At 73.9% G+C, this 15,796-nt stretch carries 10 protein-coding genes; 3 read left to right on the top strand and 7 right to left on the bottom strand.

Features of this window, described 5'->3' with window-relative positions:
- Positions 1 to 50: 50 nt before the first annotated feature.
- From ABTY04_RS07775 to ABTY04_RS07755, 5 genes are read right to left on the bottom strand one after another with little or no spacing between them, the layout of a single operon-like run.
- On the bottom strand, positions 51 to 1,211 hold the full coding sequence (locus ABTY04_RS07775) for an acyl-CoA dehydrogenase family protein (protein WP_352212442.1): 1,161 nt from the start codon (positions 1,209 to 1,211) through the stop codon (positions 51 to 53).
- Positions 1,208 to 3,196, bottom strand: coding sequence for an ATP-binding protein (locus ABTY04_RS07770; RefSeq protein ID WP_352212441.1), 1,989 nt, complete (start codon positions 3,194 to 3,196; stop codon positions 1,208 to 1,210). Before ABTY04_RS07770 ends, ABTY04_RS07775 begins: the two co-directional genes overlap by 4 nt.
- Before the next feature lie 8 nt (positions 3,197 to 3,204).
- Complete coding sequence (locus tag ABTY04_RS07765; protein WP_352212440.1) at positions 3,205 to 4,803, bottom strand: acyl-CoA carboxylase subunit beta; 1,599 nt, start codon at positions 4,801 to 4,803, stop codon at positions 3,205 to 3,207.
- The gene (locus tag ABTY04_RS07760; RefSeq protein ID WP_352212439.1) at positions 4,800 to 6,536 is read right to left on the bottom strand and encodes an acyclic terpene utilization AtuA family protein; all 1,737 of its coding nucleotides are present in this window, start codon (positions 6,534 to 6,536) and stop codon (positions 4,800 to 4,802) included. The genes ABTY04_RS07765 and ABTY04_RS07760 overlap by 4 nt, the downstream gene beginning before the upstream one ends.
- Positions 6,533 to 7,333, bottom strand: coding sequence for a TIGR03084 family metal-binding protein (locus tag ABTY04_RS07755; protein WP_352212438.1), 801 nt, complete (start codon positions 7,331 to 7,333; stop codon positions 6,533 to 6,535). The genes ABTY04_RS07760 and ABTY04_RS07755 overlap by 4 nt, the downstream gene beginning before the upstream one ends.
- 340 nt (positions 7,334 to 7,673) lie before the next feature.
- Between ABTY04_RS07755 and ABTY04_RS07750 the strand changes: the two genes are divergently transcribed.
- Positions 7,674 to 9,287: an alpha/beta fold hydrolase gene (locus ABTY04_RS07750; protein ID WP_352212437.1), complete on the top strand. Its 1,614-nt coding sequence runs from the start codon at positions 7,674 to 7,676 to the stop codon at positions 9,285 to 9,287.
- A gap of 360 nt (positions 9,288 to 9,647) precedes the next feature.
- The gene (locus tag ABTY04_RS07745; RefSeq protein ID WP_352212436.1) at positions 9,648 to 10,625 is read left to right on the top strand and encodes a helix-turn-helix transcriptional regulator; all 978 of its coding nucleotides are present in this window, start codon (positions 9,648 to 9,650) and stop codon (positions 10,623 to 10,625) included.
- A gap of 62 nt (positions 10,626 to 10,687) precedes the next feature.
- On the opposite strand, the gene ABTY04_RS07740 is transcribed toward ABTY04_RS07745, so the two are convergent.
- Positions 10,688 to 11,653 carry an EamA family transporter gene (locus ABTY04_RS07740; protein ID WP_352212435.1) on the bottom strand — a complete coding sequence of 322 codons (966 nt, stop codon included), beginning with the start codon at positions 11,651 to 11,653 and terminating at the stop codon, positions 10,688 to 10,690.
- Between the two features lie 47 nt (positions 11,654 to 11,700).
- On the bottom strand, positions 11,701 to 14,415 hold the full coding sequence (locus ABTY04_RS07735) for an FAD-binding and (Fe-S)-binding domain-containing protein (RefSeq protein ID WP_502996575.1): 2,715 nt from the start codon (positions 14,413 to 14,415) through the stop codon (positions 11,701 to 11,703).
- 84 nt (positions 14,416 to 14,499) lie between these two features.
- Between ABTY04_RS07735 and serC the strand changes: the two genes are divergently transcribed.
- Positions 14,500 to 15,618, top strand: coding sequence for a phosphoserine transaminase (serC, locus tag ABTY04_RS07730; protein ID WP_352212434.1), 1,119 nt, complete (start codon positions 14,500 to 14,502; stop codon positions 15,616 to 15,618).
- Positions 15,619 to 15,796 lie beyond the last annotated feature (178 nt).

Raw genomic sequence — 15,796 nt, 5'->3', positions numbered from 1 at the left:
TGGATGCAGCACGGCAGGGCAGGCGGGGCGGCCGTCCGGGAGTGGCCGGCCTAGTACGACTTGGGCAGGCCCAGGGTCTGGTGCGAGACGAAGTTGAGGATCATCTCGCGGCTGACGGGGGCGATGCGGGACACCCGGGAGGCCGTGACGAGGGAGGCCAGTCCGTACTCGCGGGTGAGGCCGTTGCCGCCCAGGGTGTGGACGGACTGGTCCACCGCCTTCACGCAGGCCTCGGCGGCGGCGTACTTGGCCATGTTCGCGGCCTCACCGGCGCCCATGTCGTCGCCGGCGTCGTAGAGGTGGGCGGCTTTCTGCATCATCAGGCGGGCGAGTTCGAGGTCGATGTGGGCGGCGGCGAGGGGGTGGGCGATGGCCTGGTGGGCGCCGATCGGCTCCTTCCAGACCTGGCGGGTCTTCGCGTAGTCGACGGCCTTGGCGAGGGCGTGGCGGCCCATGCCGATGGCGAAGGCGGCGGTCATGATGCGTTCGGGGTTGAGTCCGGCGAAGAGCTGGAGGAGGCCGGCGTCCTCGTCGCCGACGAGGGCTTCGGCGGGCAGCCGGACGTCGTCCAGGACGAGTTCGAACTGCTTCTCGGCGGCCTGGAGTTCCATGTCGATGACCGAGCGGGTGAAGCCGGGGGTGTCACGCTCCACGATGAACAGGCAGGGCTTGAGGCTCCCCGTGCGAGCGTCTTCGGCGCGTCCGACGATGAGGGTGGCGTCGGCGATGTCCACGCCGGAGATGAAGACCTTGCGGCCGGTCAGCACCCACTCGTCGCCGTCGCGGCGGGCGGTGGTGGTGATGCGGTGGGAGTTGGAGCCGGCGTCGGGTTCGGTGATGCCGAAGGCCATGGTGCGGCTGCCGTCGGCGAGACCGGGGAGCCAGGCCTGCTTCTGGGCGTCGGTGCCGAAACGGGAGATGACCGTGCCGCAGATGGCGGGTGAGACGACCATCATCAGCAGGGGGCAGCCGGCGGCGCCGAGTTCTTCGAGGACGATGGAGAGTTCGGCGATGCCGCCGCCTCCGCCGCCGTACTCCTCGGGGAGGTTGACCCCGAGGTAGCCGAGCTTGGCGGCGTCGGCCCACAGTTCGTCGGGGTGTCCGCCCTCGCGGGCGACGCGGGCGAGGTAGTCGCGGCCGTAGCGCTGCCCGAGGGCGGCGACGGCGGCGCGCAGGGCCTGGTGTTCTTCGGTTTCGACAACGGAGCTCATGCGGGCGTTTCCTCCTGGACTACGGCGAGCAGGGCGCCGAATTCGACCTGGTGGCCGAGGGCGGCGTGGAGCGCGGCGAGCGTGCCGGAGGCGGGCGAGACGATGCGGTGCTCCATCTTCATGGCCTCCAGCCAGAGCAGGGGCTGCCCGGCGGTGACGGCGGCGCCGGGGGCGAGGCCCTCGGCGACGCGGACGACGGTGCCGGGCATGGGGGCGAGCAGGGAGCCGGGTTCGGTGCGGTCCTGGGGATCGGCGAACCGGGGGACGGGGGTGAGGGTGTGTGCGCCGAGCGCGGGAGTCCCCCCGCCGAAGGCAGGAGGAGAGTCGACGTAGGTCTCGGCCGCTCCGCCGCCCCCGGTGTTCGATTTGCGTTTCACGTGGAACATCCGGCGGACGCCCTCGACTTCGAGGGTGACGCGCTCGGGATCCGCGGCGAGGACCCGAACGCCGGGGTGGTCCACGAGCTCCGGGGGGCCGCTGCGGGCGGGCCGGTAGCGGACCTCGTACTCGGTGCCGGCCTCCACGTAGCGGCGGATCTGCGGCTGGGAGCGGAGGTTGCGCCACCCTCCGAGGCGGGTGGCGAGCGGGGCGTCCGGGGCCGGGGCGGCGTCCGCGAGGGCGGCGGCGACCGCGGCCAGGGTGGTGGCGCGGGCGGCGTCCGGGGCCGCTTCGGTGAGGGAGTCGAGGTGGCGCTCGTAGAACCCGGTGTCGAGCCGCGCCCCGGTGAAATCCGGGTGCCGCAGGGAGCATACGAGGAGCTCGCGGTTGGTGGTGAGCCCGTGGATGCGGGCTCCGGCCAGGGCGTGGGCGAGGGCGCGGACGGCCTCGGCCCGGGTGGGGGCGTGGGCGACTACCTTGGCGAGCATCGGGTCGTAGTGGACGCCGACGGTGTCCCCCTCGGCGAAGCCGGTGTCCACGCGGACCTCGCCGGGGACGGCGAGGGTGTGCAGGACGCCGGTCTGGGGGCGCCAGTCCCGGGCGGGGTCCTCGGCGTACAGGCGGGCCTCGACGGCGTGACCGGCGGGCGCCGGGGGCGTCAGGGGCAGGGCGGTGCCCTCGGCGATGCGCAGTTGCAGGGCCACGAGGTCGAGGCCGAAGACGGCCTCGGTGACGGGGTGTTCCACCTGGAGGCGGGTGTTCATCTCCAGGAAGTACGGGCGTCCGTCCGCGGCGACGAGGAACTCGACAGTGCCCGCGCCCTGGTAGGAGACCGCGCGGGCGGCGGCCACGGCGGCCTCGTGGAGGGTGGCGCGCAGCGTCTCGGGAAGGCCCGGCGCCGGGGCCTCCTCGATGACCTTCTGGTGGCGCCGCTGGAGGGAGCAGTCGCGGGTGCCGAGCGCCCAGACGGTGCCGTGGGAGTCGGCGAGGATCTGGACCTCGACGTGGCGGCCGCGCTCGACGTAGGGCTCGGCGAAGACCTCGCCGTCGCCGAAGGCGGATCGGGCCTCGGCTGCGGCGGCGTCCAGTTCGGTCTTCAGGTCGTCGAGGTCGCGGACCACGCGCATGCCGCGCCCGCCGCCGCCGGCGGCGGCCTTGAGCAGGAGGGGGAGGTCGGCGGCGGTGGCGCGCGCCGGGTCGACGGGGTCGAGGAGGGGGACTCCGGCGGCGCGCATCAGCGCCTTGGCCCGGGTCTTGGAGGCCATGGCCTCGATCGCCTCGGGCGGCGGGCCGATCCAGGTCAGTCCGGCGGCGATGACCTCGCGGGCGAAGCCGGCGTTCTCGGAGAGGAACCCGTAGCCGGGGTGGACGGCATCGGCACCGGCGGCGAGGGCGGCTTTGATGACGAGGTCGCCGCGCAGGTAGGTGTCGGCGGGTGCGGCGCCGGGGAGGCGTACGGCCGCGTCGGCCTCCCGTACGTGCAGGGCGTCGGCGTCGGGGTCGGAGTGGACGGCGACGGTGGCGAGGCCGAGGGCGCGGGCGGTGCGGAAGACACGGACTGCGATCTCGCCGCGGTTGGCGACCAGGAGGGAGGTCAGGTTCGTCATGTGCGTTCTCACATCCGGAAGACGCCGAAGCCGCCGCGGGCGCCCTCGACGGGGGCGTTGTGGACGGCCGACAGGCACAGGCCGAGGACGGTACGGGTGTCGCGCGGGTCGATGACCCCGTCGTCGTACAGCCGCCCGGACAGGAACATCGGCAGGGACTCGGACTCGATCTGCGCCTCGACGAAGGCGCGCATCCCGGCGTCGGCCTCGTCGTCGTAGGGCTGTCCCTTGGCGGCGGCGGACTGCCGGGCCACGATGGACAGAACACCGGCCAGCTGCTGGGGGCCCATGACGGCGGACTTGGCGCTGGGCCAGGCGAAGAGGAACCGCGGTTCGTAGGCGCGGCCGCACATGCCGTAGTGGCCGGCTCCGTAGCTGGCGCCGATGAGGACGGAGAGGTGGGGGACGCGGGAGTTGGAGACCGCGTTGATCATCATCGAGCCGTGCTTGATGATGCCGCCCTGCTCGTACTCCTTGCCGACCATGTAGCCGGTGGTGTTGTGGAGGAAGAGGAGCGGGATGTCCCGCTGGTTGGCGAGCTGGATGAACTGGGCGGCCTTCTGCGACTCGGCGCTGAACAGGACGCCCTGGGCGTTGGCGAGGATGCCGACCGGGTAGCCGTGGAGGGTGGCCCAGCCGGTGACCAGGCTGGTGCCGTAGAGAGGCTTGAACTCGTCGAAGTCGGATCCGTCGACGATGCGGGCGATGACCTCGCGGGGGTCGAAGGGGGTCTTGAGGTCGGCGGGGACGATGCCGAGGAGTTCCTCCGGGTCGTACTTCGGCTCCTCGGCCCGGGGCGGGGCCGGGTGGGCCCTGCGGTGGTGGAGGCGGGCCACGACCCGGCGGGCCTGGCGGATCGCGTCGTGCTCGTCGAGGGCGTAGTAGTCGGCGAGCCCGGAGGTGCGGGCGTGCATGTCGGCTCCGCCGAGGGACTCGTCGTCGCTCTCCTCGCCGGTGGCCATCTTGACGAGCGGCGGGCCGCCGAGGAACACCTTGGAGCGGTCCTTGATCATGATGGTGTGGTCGGACATCCCGGGGACGTACGCGCCTCCGGCGGTCGAGTTGCCGAAGACGACGGCGACGGTGGGGATGCCGGCGGCGGAGAGCCGGGTCAGGTCGCGGAAGATCGCGCCGCCCGGGATGAAGATCTCCTTCTGGGAGGGGAGGTCGGCGCCGCCGGACTCCACGAGGCTGATGCAGGGCAGGTTGTTCTGGCGGGCGATCTCGTTGGCCCGCAGGGCCTTCTTCAGCGTCCAGGGGTTGGAGGCGCCGCCGCGGACGGTGGGGTCGTTGGCGGTGACCAGGCATTCGACGCCTTCGACCGTGCCGATGCCGGTGACCATGGAGGCGCCGACGGGGTAGTCGCTGCCCCAGGCGGCGAGCGGGGACAGCTCCAGGAACGGGGTGTCCGGGTCGAGGAGCAGTTCGATGCGTTCGCGGGCGAGGAGTTTGCCGCGGTCCTTGTGGCGGGCCGTGTACTTCTCGCCTCCGCCGAGGAGGGCCTTGGCGTGCTCGGCGTCGAGCTCGGCGAGGCGGGCGGTGGCGGCCGCGCGGTGGGCGAGGTACTCGGGGGCGTGGGGGTCCACGGCCGTGGTGAGGCGGGTCATGGGCAGGTCCCCTCCGGGGTGGGCAGGAGGTGGGCGGGGATGTCGATGTGACGGGCGCGCAGCCATTCACCGAGGGCCTTGGCCTGGGGGTCGAAGCGGTGGGCGGAGGCGACGCCGGCGCCGAGGATGCCGGTGACGGTGAAGTTCAGGGCGCGCAGGTTGGGGAGGGCGTGCCGGGTGACGGGCAGCGGGCCCGTCTCGGGGAGCAGCGCCTTGAAGGTGTCCACCGTGAGGGTGGTGTGGAGCCAGGCCCAGGCCTCGTCGGATTCCACCCACACCCCGACGTTGGCGTCGCCGCCCTTGTCGCCGCTGCGGGCGCCGACCACTCTTCCGAGGGGGGCGCGGGTGGTGGCGGCTGCTCCGGCCGGTACTTCCGCCGGTTCGGTCCCTCCCCCGGCTGCCGCCGGGGTTACCCCCGGGTCCTCGGGCGCCGGACGGGCCGAAGCAGGGACGGGGGGGATCGCGAGCCGGGTTGCGTCCGGGAAGACCGCCACGTGGGGGACCGAGGCCGCCGGAACGGCCGCCGACGTGAAGATGCCGTACGGCTGGGCCGGCCCCGGCGGGGAGGTGACGTGGAAGCCCGGATAGCTGGCCAGGGCCAGTTCGATGGCCTCCGAGGTCAGTGCGCGGCCCACCCGGTCGGGTGACGGATCCCGCACCACCAGGCGCAGGAGCGCGCTCGCGGTCTCCTCGGTCGGCGCGTCCTCGTGGTCCGTGCGGGCCAGGGTCCAGTCCGCCGTGGCGACCTGGGACAGGGTGTCGGCCAACTGCGCCCGGACCAGGGCGGCTTTCGCCTCGATGTCCAGGCCGGTCAGGACGAAGGCCACCTCGTTGCGCCAGCCGCCGATGCGGGTCACCCCCACCTTGAGGGTGGGGGGCGGGGGTTCGCCCACGGTCCCCGAGACGGCCACCCGGTCGGCGCCCGCCTGCGTGAGGCGGACCGTGTCCAGGCGGGCCGTGACGTCGGGGCCGAGGTAGCGGGGTCCCTGGGTTTCGTAGAGGAGTTGGGCCGTGACCGTGCCCACGGACACGACTCCGCCGGTACCGGGGTGCTTCGTGATCACCGACGAGCCGTCCTCGGAGATCTCCGCCAGCGGGAAGCCGGGGCGGCGGACGTCGTGGGCCGTGAAGAAGGCGTAGTTGCCGCCGGTCGCCTGGGTTCCGCATTCCAGGACGTGGCCTGCCACCACTGCCCCCGCCAGCCGGTCATAATCGTCCGGCGCCCAGTCGAACCACCAGGCCGCCGGCCCGCTGACCAGGGCCGCGTCGGTGACCCGGCCGGTGACGACCACGTCCGCGCCCGCCCGCAGGCAAGCCGTGATGCCGGCGCCGCCGAGGTAGGCGTTGGCGGTCAGCGCGCCTTCCGCGAACGGCATCAGGTCGTCGCCCTCGACGTGGGCGACCGACAACGGGATCCCGGCCTCGGAGGCGAGCGCGCGGACCGCTTCGGCCAGCCCGGCCGGGTTCAGGCCGCCCGCGTTGGCGACGATCCGCACGCCCCGCTCGTGCGCCAGGGCGAGGCTCTCCTCCAGCTGGCGCAGGAAGGTCTTGGCGTAGCCGAGGTCCGGGTTCTTGAGCCGGTCGCGGCCGAGGATCAGCATGGTCAGCTCGGCGAGGTAGTCGCCGGTCAGCACGTCGAGCGGGCCGCCGGTCAGCATCTCCTCGAAAGCGCTGGAGCGGTCGCCGTAGAACCCGGAGGCGTTGGCGATGCGCAGGGGGCGACGGCCGGTCATCGGGTGGCCCCCGGGGCCCGGCCGGGGCCCGCCGGTCCCGCGAAGGCCTGGGCGATGTCCAGCCAGCGGTCGGCGTCGGGGCCGGTCGCGGTCAGGTCCAGGTCCATGCGGTGGGCCCGCTGGGTCACCAGGAGGCAGAAGTCGAGCGCCGGGCCGGTGATCCGGTCCGCCGCGTCCTGCGGCCCGTAGGTCCAGGGCTCGCCGCCGTCCGGGGGCAGGAGTTCCACCCTGAACTCCGCGGCGGGCGCGGGCAGTCCCCGTACGGCGAACGCGTAGTCGCGGGCCCGTACGCCGATCCGGGCGACGTGCCGCAGCCGGGCGGTCGGGGTGCGGCGCACACCGAGGGCGTCCGCGACGTCCTGGCCGTGGGCCCAGGTCTCCATCAGGCGGGCGCTCGCCATGGAGGCGGCTTTCATCGGCGGCCCGTACCAGGGGAAGCGGCCGTCGGGCGAGGCCGCGGCGAGCGCCTCGTCGAGGGCCTTGCGGCCGGCCCGCCAGCGGGCCAGCAGCTCGGCGGGTGGCAGTGCGGCGCCCTGTGCCGCGCCCTCGTCCACGAAGGAGTCGGGGGACTTGACCGCTTCCTCGACCAGGGCGGCGAAGCCCTCGGCGTCGGTGAGGGAGACCAGCGCGGCCCGGTCGGTCCAATGCAGGTGGGCGATCTGGTGGGCGACGGTCCAGCCGCTCGCGGGGGTGGGCGCGGCCCAGCCGGCGCCGGGCAGGTCCCGCACCAGGGTTTCGAGTTCGAGGCCTTCCTCGCGCAGATCGGCGAAAACGGCGACAGCTGACGGATCGAGCACGGCGGGCTCCCCTTTCGGCGTGAGGGGAAGACTGGCAGCCTCAAGCAAAACAATCAAGCATGCTTGCATGATTTGGTCATCGGACATTGCCTTCACGCCATCGGCCTCAACTGGGGGACGACAAGGGGTATTTGGCATCCGGCACCGCACCCGGCAGGTCCGGGGACGGTGCGTCCGCCTGCCGCCGAGGGGCGATTCAGGCCGTACGCCGGAAAGCGGCGAAACATCACCGGATGTCGCATCGATACTGAACGCTTCGTCCCCCGCTCCGGGCCCAGAGCGCGCGCACCCACGTTCATGTCACCCGACGAACGTCACTCGACGAAGAGGATGGACCGAAGTGATCTCAGCCGCCTTCTCCCTCTATCCCGAACTCGACGCGACCGCCCTCACCGCCTTCGTCGCCGCGCTCGAAAGCGGCGACGTCACCGGCCTCGCCCCGGCCCGCGCCGCCGAGGTCGCCGACGTCCGGTCCGTCGCCGTCTTCAGCCGCGTCAAGGTCGCCGGCGCCGACGGGGACCTGCTCGACGCCGCGCTGTGGCGGCACCACGGGGCCCAGCCGCGGCCGGTGATCGTGATGCCCTCGCCGTGGACGCACCACGGCTGGCTTCCGTACGTGATCCAGGCCAGCGTCTTTGCGGCCCGCGGCTACAACGTCCTCGCCTACAGCGCCCGCGGCTTCGGCGGCTCCGAGGGCCAGGTCGACGTGGCCGGCCCGTTGGATGTCGCCGACGGCAGCCGCGCCCTGGACCACGTCATCGAGCGCACCGCCGGCCCGGTCACCAGGATCGGCTTCCTGGGGGACTCGTACGGCTCGGGCATCAGCCAGCTCGTCGCCGCGCACGACACGCGCGTCGACGCCGTGGTCGCGCTCAGCACCTGGGGCGACCTCGGCGAGGCGTTCTACGAGAACCGGACCCGGCACGTGGCCGCCGTGCAGGCACTGCTCAAGGCGGCCGCGAAGGCCCGGCTGAGCCCGCAGACCCAGAGCGTGTTCGAGAACGTCCTCGCGGGCCGCGACATCCGGGGCACCCTGCGCTGGGCCGAGCAGCGCTCGCCGTTCAGCCACATCAAGGAGCTCAACCGGCGCCAGGTCCCCGTCTACTTCTCGCACGCCTGGCACGAAACGCTCTTCCCGGGCAACCAGACCCTGAAGATGTTCAACGAGCTCACCGGCCCCAAGCGCCTCGACCTCTCCGTCGGCGACCACTCCGGCCCCGAGATGACGGGCATGACCGGCCTGCCCAACCGGATCTGGACGAACGCCCACCGCTGGTTCGACCACCACCTCAAGGGGATCGACAACGGCATCGCCGCCGAGGGCCAGATACTCGGCGAGGTCATGTGGGGCCAGGGCCTGGAACCCCGCCCCACCTGGCACTCCATCACCGAACAGGTGCGCCGGCTGCACCTGGCGGGCGGCGGGGAGCTCGCCGACGGGCCCGAGGCCGGCTGGAGCGCGACCGTCCTGTGCGGGGTGGACACCCCGGCGACCGTCGCCGACGAGATCGTGCGGTCCGGGTACGACGAGATCGCGGGCCGCCCGAAGACCTACCGGACCGGCGACATCGACCGCACCGTCGCCGCGGTCTGGGCCGCGGACCCGGAGGCCGAGACCGCGCGGCTGCGCGGCACACCCCGGCTGCGTGTCACGTACCGGGCCGCGAACGCCAAGTCGTCGTTCGTCGCGTACCTGCTCGATGCGGCCCCCGACGGGACGGCGCACATCGTCACGCACGCCCCGTTCTCCGACCTCGACTCGCCACCCGACAGCCTGGTCAGCGCCGACATAGAGCTCCAGGCGACGGCGTACGACGTCCCGCGCGGCCACCGGCTGATGCTGGTGATCGACGCCCGCGACCCGTTCTACGCGGACGCCAACCTGCCCCGCGCGACGCTGGCCTTCACCTCCCCGGAGGCCACGCCGTCGTATCTGGACCTGCCGCTGGGCTGATGCCCCGGCGGGTCCCCCGTGCGCCCCTCCCCGCCGACCCCCCGTTACCGGCGGGGAGGGGCGCACGGCATCAGGAGACCTGCGGGGTGCGCCGCCACGGGCTACTTCACCCCGCCCTTCGGCACGGACCGCCGGGCGGACGGGGCCGGCACGGAGGTCGACCCGTACGACCGCAGCGCGCCGGTCGGGCGGGGCGAGTCCTCCGGCGACGGGCGTGGGAGGGCAACGCGGTCCTGGTGCATCGAGCGCGCCGAGTCGGCCACGTCCGGTAAAGGCGGCATCGGTTGCGCCGGACGGTTCCGCGCTCGACGGCCGGATGCCATGCTCACCGGCCGAACACTCCCCCGACATCCTGTGTCAGTGAAATCCAGCCGACTCCTGTCGATCCTGCTGCTGCTCCAGACCCGGGGGCGGATGACCGCCGCCGAGCTCGCGCAGGAGCTGGAGGTGTCCGTCCGTACGGTCTACCGCGACGCGGAGGCGCTGGCCGAGGCGGGCGTCCCGCTGTACGCGGACGCCGGCCACAGCGGCGGCTACCGGCTGCTCGACGGCTACCGGACCCGGCTGACCGGACTGAACACGGGTGAGGCGGAGGCGCTGTTCCTGACCGGGATGCCGGGTCCCGCCGCGGAGCTCGGCCTCGGGCAGGCCCTGTCGGCCGCCCAGCTGAAGCTGCGGGCGGCCCTGCCCGCGGAACTGCGGGAGCAGGCGGACCGGATGAGGCTGCGGTTCCACCTGGATGCGCCGGGGTGGTACGCGGAGCACGAGGAGACCCCGTACCTGGCGCAGGTCGCCGACGCGGTGTGGCGCGGGCGGGTGATCGAGGTCCGCTACCGGCGGTGGAAGGAGCCGCAGGAGGTGGACCGGCGGCTCGAACCGTACGGGCTCGTCCTGAAGGCGGGGCGCTGGTACCTGGTGGCGGCGCCGGCCGGGCCCGAGGGGCCTGCGCAGCCGCGGACGTACCGGGTGGACCAGATCCTGGCGGTCCGCGAGACCGCGCAGGAGTGCGGGCTGCCGGAGGGCTTCGAGCTGGCGGCGCACTGGCGCAGGGCACAGGAGGAGTTCCATGCGCGGCTCCATCCGGAGGAGGCGCTGGTACGGCTCTCCCCGCGGGGCGCCGCGCGGCTGACGGGGGCCCAGGCCCGGGCCCTGGCCGCCTGCGGCGTCCCGGACCCCGAGCTGGCGGGGTGGACCCGCGCGGCCCTGCCGGTCGAGTCGCCGGAGCAGGCGGAGGAACAGTTCCTGTCCCTGGGGCCGGAGGCCGAGGTCCTCTCCCCGCCCGCCCTCCGGTCTCGCATCCGCGCCACCCTTGCGGCAATGACATCCCGCTACGCCTGAGGCTTCAGGCGGCGGAAGCGCAGGCAGGCCTTGCCCCGGCGGGCCTCCGGCGCCTCGGCCGGCTACGTGCCGACCGCGTCCGCCGGCATCACGACCGCCTTCCGGGTCTGGGAGCGGACCGCGCCCATGCTCGCCCCGATGACCAGCGCGATCGCCAGCGCGTCCAGCGCCGACATCGCCTGGTTCAGGATCAGGAACCCGGCCGTGGCCGCGATCGCCGGTTCCAGGCTCATCAGGATCGCGAAGGTCGGCGCGGGGAGGCGGCGCAGCGCCAGGAGTTCCAGCGTGTACGGCAGGACGGAGGAGAGGACGGCGACACCGGCCCCCAGCGCCAGCGTGCTCGGCACCAGGAGGGCGGAACCCGCCTGGATCACACCCAGCGGCAGCGAGAGCACCGCCGCCACCGTCATGGCCAGGGCCAGGCCGTCCGCCTGCGGGAAGCGGCGGCCCGTCCGCGCGCTGAACACGATGTACGCCGCCCACATCCCGCCCGCTCCGAGCGCGAAGGCCGCGCCGAGGAGGTCGAGGCCGCCGAAGCCGCCGCCACCGCCGTGGCCGGCCAGCAGGACGACACCGGCCAGGGCCAGGCCGGCCCACAGCAGGCTGACCAGGCGGCGCGAGACGACGACCGAGAGGACGAGGGGACCCAGCACTTCGAGGGTGACGGCCGGGCCGAGCGGGATCCGGTCGATGGACTGGTAGAAGAGCCCGTTCATGGCGGCCATCGCCACACCGAAGGCGACGACGGTGCCCCAGTCCGCCGCCGCGTACCCGCGCAGCCTCGGGCGGCACAGGACCAGCAGGACCAGCGCGGCGGCCGCGAGCCGCAGCGTGACCACGCCCGCCGCACCCGCCCCCGGCATGATCATGACCGCGAGGGCGGCGCCGAACTGCACCGAGATCCCCGCGGCGATGACCAGCGCGACCGGACCGAAGCGGCCCGAACCGGCGGCGGCCGGCGGCGCGGAAGCGGGAGCGGGGGTGGAGACGGGAGCAGGGGTGGAGGGTACGGACGAGGGCACGGGCATGAATCCAGACTAAGGGGTACGTAAGGACCCACCAGCCATGTTTTGCCTTACAGGCCTTCCGCCAGCAGCTCGGCCAGGTGGCGGGCCCGGCTCCCGTCGGAGAGCTGGGCGATCTGGGTCCGGCACGAGAACCCGTCGGCCAGGACCGCGGCCCCGGCCGGGGCCGCGCGCAGGGCGGGCAGCAGCTGTTCCTCCGCGCAGGCCACGGACACCGCGTGGTGGCCCGGCTCGAAGCCGAAGTTCCCGGCGAGGCCGCAGCAGCCGCCGCTGAGCTCGCCGCTCAGACCGGCCCGCTCGCGCAGCCGGCGGTCCGCCGCGTCGCCGAGGACGGCGTGCTGGTGGCAGTGGGTCTGGCCGACGGCCGGGCGGTCCAGGCGGGGCGGCTGCCAGTGCGGGGCGTACTCCTCCAGGGTCTCGGCGAAGGTCCGGACGGCCCCGGCGAGGCGCTCCGCGCGGGGGTCGCCGGGAAGGAGGGCGGGCAGGTCGGTGCGCAGGGCCGCGGCGCAGCTGGGTTCGAGGACGAGGACGGGGTCCGGTACGTCGCCGACGGCGTCGAGGGTGCGGCGCAGGACCGTACGGGCCCGGTCGAGGCGGCCGGTGGAGAGGTAGGTCAGACCGCAGCAGACCCCCGCCGGGGCGACGGACACGCCGAACCCGGCGGCCTCCAACACGCGGACCGCCGCCCGCCCCGTCTGCGGGGACAGGTACTCGGTGAACGTGTCCGGCCACACCATCACCCGGCCCGCATCCGCAGCCCCGGGCGCATCGCGGCGGGTGGTGCGCCACCAGCGGGTGAACGGCACCCGCGCCAGCGGGGGCAGCGGGCGCTCCCTCGCCAGGCCCGGCAGGGGCAGGCGGCGGGCTGCCGCGTTGACCGGGCCCGCGGCCCGGAGCGCGGCGATCAGGCGGAGCCAGCCCGGCAGGCCGCCCAGGACGTAATGGGCCGCCGGGCGGATGCGGCCCGCCCAGTGGCGGTGGAGGAACTCCGCCTTGTACGAGGCCATGTCCACGCCCACCGGGCAGTCGCTGCGGCAGCCCTTGCAGGCCAGGCACAGGTCCAGCGCCTCGGCGACCTCCGCCGAACGCCAGCCGTCCGCCACGACCTCCCCGGCCAGCATCTCGTGCAGCAGCCTGGCCCGGCCGCGCGTGGAATGCCGTTCCTCCCCCGTGACCCGGTAGGACGGGCACATCACCCCCGGCCCGCCCACCTCCGTGGACCGGCATTTCGCGACGCCGACGCAGCGTGCGACCTCCCCGGCGAAGGCCGTCGCCGGCAGCACCGCGAAGCGGAGGTTCTCGTCCAGCCGGGCCGGGCGGACCAGCATCCCGGGGTTCATGCCGCCTGCCGGGTCCCACACGTCCTTGTACGCGCCGAAGAGCCGGATGACCTCCTCGCCGTACATCCTCGGCAGGAGTTCGGCCCGCGCCTGGCCGTCGCCGTGCTCGCCCGACAGGGAACCTCCGTGGGAGACCACCAGGTCGGCCAGGTCCGAGGAGAACTCCCGGAACCGGCCGATCCCCGCCTGCGACGCCAGGTCGAAGTCGATCCGTACGTGGACGCAGCCCTCGCCGAAGTGGCCGTACGGGGTTCCGCGCAGCCCGTGGGCCGCCAGCAGGGCGCGGAACTCCCGCAGGTACGCGCCCAGCCGGGCCGGCGGCACCGCGCAGTCCTCCCACCCCGGCCAGGCCATGCCCCCGTCGGGCATCCGCGTCGCCGTGCCCGCCGCGTCCTCGCGGATCCGCCACAGCGCCCGCTGCCCCGCCGGGTCCGCGACCAGCAGGGAGTCCACCGCGTCGGCGGCCCGTACGAGGGACCGGGCGGCGCCCTCGTCCGGCATCTCGACGAACAGCCAGGCGCCGCCGCGCGGCAGCCCGGCCGCGCCCCGGACCAGGTCCTGTGCCATGCCCTCCACGGTCAGCGGCCCGAACCCCAGCAGGCCCGCCGCCGCATCCGCGGCCGCGCTCTCGTCCGCGTAGCCGAGGACCGCGAGCGCCGGCGCGCGCGGCGCCTCCACCAGGCGGACGACCGCCTCGGTCACCACCCCGAGCGTGCCCTCGCTCCCGCAGAAGGCCCGGGCCACCTCCACGCCCCGCTCGGGCAGCAGCGCGTCCAGCCCGCCGTAGCCGGAGATCCGGCGCGAGAATCCCCCGGCCATGCCCGTACGCAGCACGGCCAGGTTCTGCGACACCAGATCGCGCAGTCCGGCCGGCGCTCCCGTCCAGCCCGTGCCGAGCCGGTACGACGCGCCCCCGTACGCCGCGACCGCCAGCTCCGTCACGTTGTCCGCGGTGGTCCCCCAGGCCACCGAGTGGGCCCCGCACGCGTTGTTGCCGATCATGCCGCCGAGCGTGCAGCGGGAGTGGGTGGAGGGGTCGGGGCCGAAGGTCAGCCCGTACGGGCGGGCCGCGGCGCGCAGCCGGTCGAGTACGAGGCCCGGCTGGACCACGGCGGTGCGTGCGGCCGGGTCGAGGGAGACCAGGGCGTTCATGTGGCGGGTCAGGTCCAGCACCACGCCGGTGCCCGTGGCCTGCCCGGCGATGGAGGTGCCGCCGCCGCGCGGTACGACCGGGACGCCGGCGTCCGCGCAGATCCGCAGCGCGGCCGCCACGTCCCCGGCGTCGCGCGGGGCGACCACGCCGACCGGGACGCGCCGGTAGTTCGAGGCGTCCATCGTCGCGAGGGCGCGTACCGCGGTCCCGAAGTCCACCTCCCCGCGCAGGTTTTCCCGCAATGTCCGTTCGAGTTCCCCGGGTGACGTCACGGTCCCACCCTCCCACCGGTGGGACTCGTCTCATCGGGTGGACGCGCCTCCAAGGCGTGGACCAGGACCGGATACGCTCCGCTCGTGGCTGAGATCCAGATTCCCGCTGACATCAAGCCCGCCGACGGACGTTTCGGCGCGGGCCCCTCCAAGGTGCGGATCGAGGCGCTGGACGCCCTCGCCGCCACCGGTACCTCCCTGCTCGGAACCTCACACCGCCAGGCCCCGGTCAAGAACCTGGTCGGCTCGGTGCGCCAGGGCATCCGGGACCTCTTCTCCCTCCCCGAGGGCTACGAGGTGATCCTGGGCAACGGCGGCTCCACCGCCTTCTGGGACATCGCGACGGCGGGTCTCATCGAGCGGAAGTCGCAGCACCTCACGTTCGGCGAGTTCTCGTCCAAGTTCGCCAAGGCCGCGAAGCTCGCGCCGTGGCTGGACGAGCCGACCGTGATCTCCTCCGAGCCGGGCACGCACCCCGAGCCGGTGGCCGAGGCGGGCGTCGACGTGTACGCGTACACGCACAACGAGACCTCGACGGGTGTGGCGGCGCCGGTCAAGCGCGTCGCGGGCGCCGACGCCGGGTCCCTCGTCCTGGTGGACGCCACCTCGGGCGCCGGCGGTCTGCCGGTGGACATCACCGAGAGCGACGTCTACTACTTCGCCCCGCAGAAGTCCTTCGCCTCCGAAGGCGGCCTGTGGCTGGCGGCGTTCTCCCCGGCGGCCCTGGAGCGTGCGGCGCGCGTCCACGCGTCCGGCCGGCACATCCCGGAGTTCTTCTCGCTGCCGACGGCGATCGACAACTCGCTGAAGAACCAGACGTACAACACCCCGGCGCTGTCCACCCTCTTCCTGCTGAACCAGCAGCTGGAGTGGATGAACGGCCAGGGCGGCCTGGAGTTCACCACCGGCCGTACGGCCGCCAGCGCGCGCCACCTGTACGGCTGGGCGGAGGCGTCGAAGTACGCGACCCCGTTCGTCGTGGACGCCGACAAGCGCTCCGCCGTCATCGGCACGATCGACTTCTCGGACGACATCGACGCGGCCGCCGTCGCCAAGGTGCTGCGCGCCAACGGCATCGTGGACACCGAGCCGTACCGCAAGCTCGGCCGCAACCAGCTGCGCATCGCGATGTTCCCGGCGATCGACCCGGCGGACGTGCAGGCGCTGACCGCCTGCATCGACTACGTGATCGAGAAGATCTGACCCCGACGCGGGCCTGCAGAGCCCCCGGTGACCTCCTCGGGTCGCCGGGGGTTCGGCCGTTGCGGGGCGCCCCTCCGCGGCCTGCGGCGCCGGCCCGTCAGCGCGGCGGGCGGGTGGGCCCGGCCGCCCCGGCCGCCGGGTCCCGCACGCGATACCTTCAGGGCCCCGGTATTCGGTG

Source organism: Streptomyces sp. NPDC097981 (genome assembly GCF_040302565.1).
Taxonomy (GTDB): domain Bacteria; phylum Actinomycetota; class Actinomycetes; order Streptomycetales; family Streptomycetaceae; genus Streptomyces.
The sequence above is the reverse complement of the archived record's forward strand: the minus strand, read 5'-3'. Positions and strand labels throughout refer to the sequence as shown.